Genomic DNA, 3,524 nt, shown 5'->3' with positions numbered 1-3,524 from the left:
AGGACGCAGCGATCGGCGCCTACATCCGATGGCGCAACCACCGCGCCCAACCCAAGACCAACTTCGCCCCGAACTCACGAATTCGCGAGCCGGGTTACACCATCAAGGCCGCGTGACGAGGCACTAGGTCAGGTCCCAGCCGGCCGGGACCCGACAGCGATTATGTGAATCGAGGTGCCCGGATCAGGCTCACGGATCGCCGCAGCCTAGGCGACACCATTGAGATCCGGGTCCCGGCGCGCCCAGGCGCCCAGCGGGCCCTGCACCCCGGACACGGTGACGTCGCCGAAGCCGGCGGTCGACAGTTTCCCGTGCAGCTGCTGTGGCGTGTGGCGGTAGAACACGTCGCGTCGTCGATGATCCCCGTGTCCAGCACCCGCAGCGCCCTCATCCAGTCAGCCAGGGTGTCGAGCCCCCGCCACAGCCCGACCAGGACCCGCCCGACACGGGACAGCGCGGCGGCGAACACCCGGCCACCCGGCCGGAGGATGCGGTACGCCTCCGCCAGCGCCTGCCCTCGGTCGGCTGCGGCCGGCAGGTGATAGAGCGGCCCGAGGAGCAGCACCGCGTCGACGGACTCGTCGGGCAGCGGGACTGCCCGCGCGTCGGTCACGCTCGCGGTCACGCCAGCCTCCCTCGCGGCCGCGACGTGCCGCGCCACCAGGTCGAACAGGTCGACGGTGTACCCGCGCTCGCGAAGCTGAACGGCGTGGCGAGCAGGCCCGCCGCCGACGTCGGCCACCCGCGCCGATGGCGCCGGCAGGTGGGCGTGCAGGATGTCGACGGTGCGCTGCCACTCCACCCAGTCACGGTCGCGACCCAGCGCGCACGATGACATGACAGACCGACCGGTCTGACCCGCAGCGCTCCCGCATCCCGTGACGTCCCGGGCATCGACAGCGCTAACGGTTTGCGGCCACGACCCCTGCCCGCGCTGAGGTGCCACCGGGAGGAAGCGCACCATGTCATTGGTTCGCCCGCCGCTTCACCGAGGGCCCCGGCGTCTGCTACGGCCGCGGGTACGAGACTACCGACGGCGGCACCACCTGGACCGACGTCTCGGCGAACCTGCCCGACGTCCTCGCCAGCTCGATCAAGGCCCTGCCGGACGGGTCGCTCGTCCTGGCGACGGACCTGGCGTTGTTCTGCCGCGCCCCGCACGCCACGGCCTGGCAGCGGCTGGGCAGCGGCCTGCCGCTGACCGTCAGCGTGGACATCGAGTACTACGCCCCCGCCGACACCGCCTACCTGGTCATCCACGGCCGCGGCATCTGGTCGATCCCGCTGCCCTGACCGCCCCGAGCGGGCCCCAGTCGAGGCCGGGGTCCCGGACCCGCCGACAAACCATGTCCAACGGCTATCTTCTATATTATTATTCGTCAATGAGAAGAATGGTTGGTACAGCGGTCCTCGCACTGCTGCTGCCGCTGGCCGTATGGCCGGCCACCCCGGCCTCCGCCGCCGACTGCACCCGCACCCACACCGGCCGGATCCCGCTCACCGACCTGGGCACGGGCACCTACCTCGGCGCCGAGGGCGGCCTCTACCCCGGCGGCGTGAACGTCCGCCCGGCTCCGCACGACGCGGCGGGGGTCACCCTGGCGACCAGCGCGGTCCAGCCCCGCAACGCCGCGGGCGCGGCCGACCCGGCGAACGGGAAGATCGTTTTCGCCTCGATCGGCATGTCCAACACCACGCAGGAGTTCCAGCGCTTCATCACGCTTGCCCAAGGCGACCCTGCCATCAACCCGCGGCTGGTCCTCGTCGACGGCGCGCAGGGCGGCAAGGACGCCATCGCCTGGTCCACCCCGACCGCCGACACGTGGACGGTCCTGGCCAACCGGCTCGCGGCCGCCGGGGTCACGGCGCCGCAGGTGCAGGTGATCTGGCTAAAGCAGCAGATCGCAGGAGACGCCCTGGGCGCGTTCCCCGCCGGCGCGCAGACGTTGCGCGACCGGCTCCGCGACATCGTGACCATCGCCCGCAGCAAGTACCCGAACCTGCGGCTGGCCTTCCTGTCCAGCCGCAGCTACGGCGACTACAACGGGGCCGTCCGCGGCACCGGCGCCTACGAGCAGGGCTTCGCGGTCAAGGGGCTGATCCGCGACCAGATAAACGGCGACGCCCGGCTCGGCTACGGCACCGGCGGCCCGGCCCCGTGGCTGGCGTGGAGCACCTACCTGTGGGCCGACGGGCTCGGCGCCGACGGGGTGCCCGGCGGGGTGCCCGGCCGCTCCGACGGCCTGGAATGGGCCTGCTCGGACTTCCAGTCCGACGGTGTGCACCCCAGCGACGCGGGCCGCACCAAGGTGGCGACCGCGCTGCTGAACTTCCTCAAGTACGACACCACCACGAAGCCCTGGTTCACCCGCCCATAGGTCACCGACGGGCCTTCCTGCAGTCTCCAGCGAGAAGGGCGACTCCCCCGTGTCCCGAACCCCCCGCCTGCTGGCGGCAGCCGCCGCGCTGCTCGTCCTGGCCGTACCCAACCCCGCCGCGGCAGCCCCGACGCCGCTGCCCGCCCACGTCTACGCGCCGTACTTCGAGACCTGGCAGCCCGGCACCATCACCGGCATCGCCCAGCAGTCCGGCGCCCGCCATTTCACCCTGGCTTTCCTCGAAACCCTGTCCAAGACCTCGTGCATCCTCGCCTGGAACGGCGAGAGCGCGCGGACGGTCGCCACCGACACCTATGTGGACGACATCGCGGCACTGCGCGCCCTGGGCGGCGACGCCGTGCCGTCCTTCGGCGGCTGGAGCGCCGACCAAAACGGCACCGAGATCGGCGACTCCTGCCAGGACCCGGCCGTCATCGCGGCCGCGTACGAGGACGTCGTCACCCGGCTCGGCGTGACCCGGCTGGACATGGACATCGAGGGCCGGTCACTGACCAAACCCGACGGCATCGACCGGCGCAACAAGGCCCTCAAGCTGATGCAGGACTGGGCGGCCGCCACCGGCCGCCGCGTCGACGTCGTCTACACCCTGCCGACCTCCGCCGCCGGCCTGGAGCCCTCCGGCCTGGCGGTGCTGCAGAACGCGGTCGCAAACGGCGTACGCGTCGACATCGTGAACATCATGGTGTTCGACTACTACGACAAGGTCACCACCGACATGGGCGCCGCGGCGCTGACCGCCGCCCAGGGCCTCTACGGCCAGCTGCACACCCTGTACCCGGCGAAGTCCCCGGCGCAGCTGTGGGCGATGATCGGCATGACGATGCTGCCGGGTATCGACGACTACCCGAAGAAGACCGAGATCACCTACCTGCCCGACGCGCAGCGGATGCTCGACTTCGCCCGCGCGAACGGGCTGAGCCTGCTGTCGGCCTGGGCCATCCAGCGCGACAACGGCGGCTGCCCGGGCCAGACCGACTCCAACACCTGCTCGGGCATCGTCCAGAACACGTGGGACTTCACCCACCTGCTGACGCCCTTCACCGGCTGAGCCGGCATGGTCGGGGGGGCGCGGGGGAAGCCGCCCCGCGCCCCCGCCCAGAACCCCACCAACCGCAGGACGATGTG

4 protein-coding genes are annotated in these 3,524 nt (G+C 71.4%); 3 read left to right on the top strand and 1 reads right to left on the bottom strand.

From position 1 onward, the window contains the following. Positions 1-160: 160 nt before the first annotated feature. Complete coding sequence (locus tag KUA19_RS30445) at positions 161-802, bottom strand: class I SAM-dependent methyltransferase (protein WP_308167732.1); 642 nt, start codon at positions 800-802, stop codon at positions 161-163. Positions 803-939: 137 nt separating this feature from the next. Between KUA19_RS30445 and KUA19_RS30440 the strand changes: the two genes are divergently transcribed. The 3 genes from KUA19_RS30440 (at position 940) to KUA19_RS30430 (ending at position 3,447) form a co-directional block, all read left to right on the top strand. Continuing rightward, positions 940-1,293, top strand: a complete 354-nt coding sequence (locus tag KUA19_RS30440) for a hypothetical protein (RefSeq protein WP_217401448.1) — start codon at positions 940-942, stop codon at positions 1,291-1,293. Between the two features lie 89 nt (positions 1,294-1,382). After that, positions 1,383-2,378, top strand: a complete 996-nt coding sequence (locus tag KUA19_RS30435; RefSeq protein WP_217401446.1) for a hypothetical protein — start codon at positions 1,383-1,385, stop codon at positions 2,376-2,378. Positions 2,379-2,427: 49 nt separating this feature from the next. Then, the gene (locus tag KUA19_RS30430) at positions 2,428-3,447 is read left to right on the top strand and encodes a chitinase (RefSeq protein ID WP_217401444.1); all 1,020 of its coding nucleotides are present in this window, start codon (positions 2,428-2,430) and stop codon (positions 3,445-3,447) included. Positions 3,448-3,524: the final 77 nt, after the last annotated feature.

The sequence above is a fragment of the Catellatospora tritici genome (assembly GCF_019083965.1).
GTDB lineage: Bacteria > Actinomycetota > Actinomycetes > Mycobacteriales > Micromonosporaceae > Catellatospora > Catellatospora tritici.
Note: the sequence above shows the minus strand (reverse complement) of the source record. Positions and strands in the feature narration are given on the sequence as shown.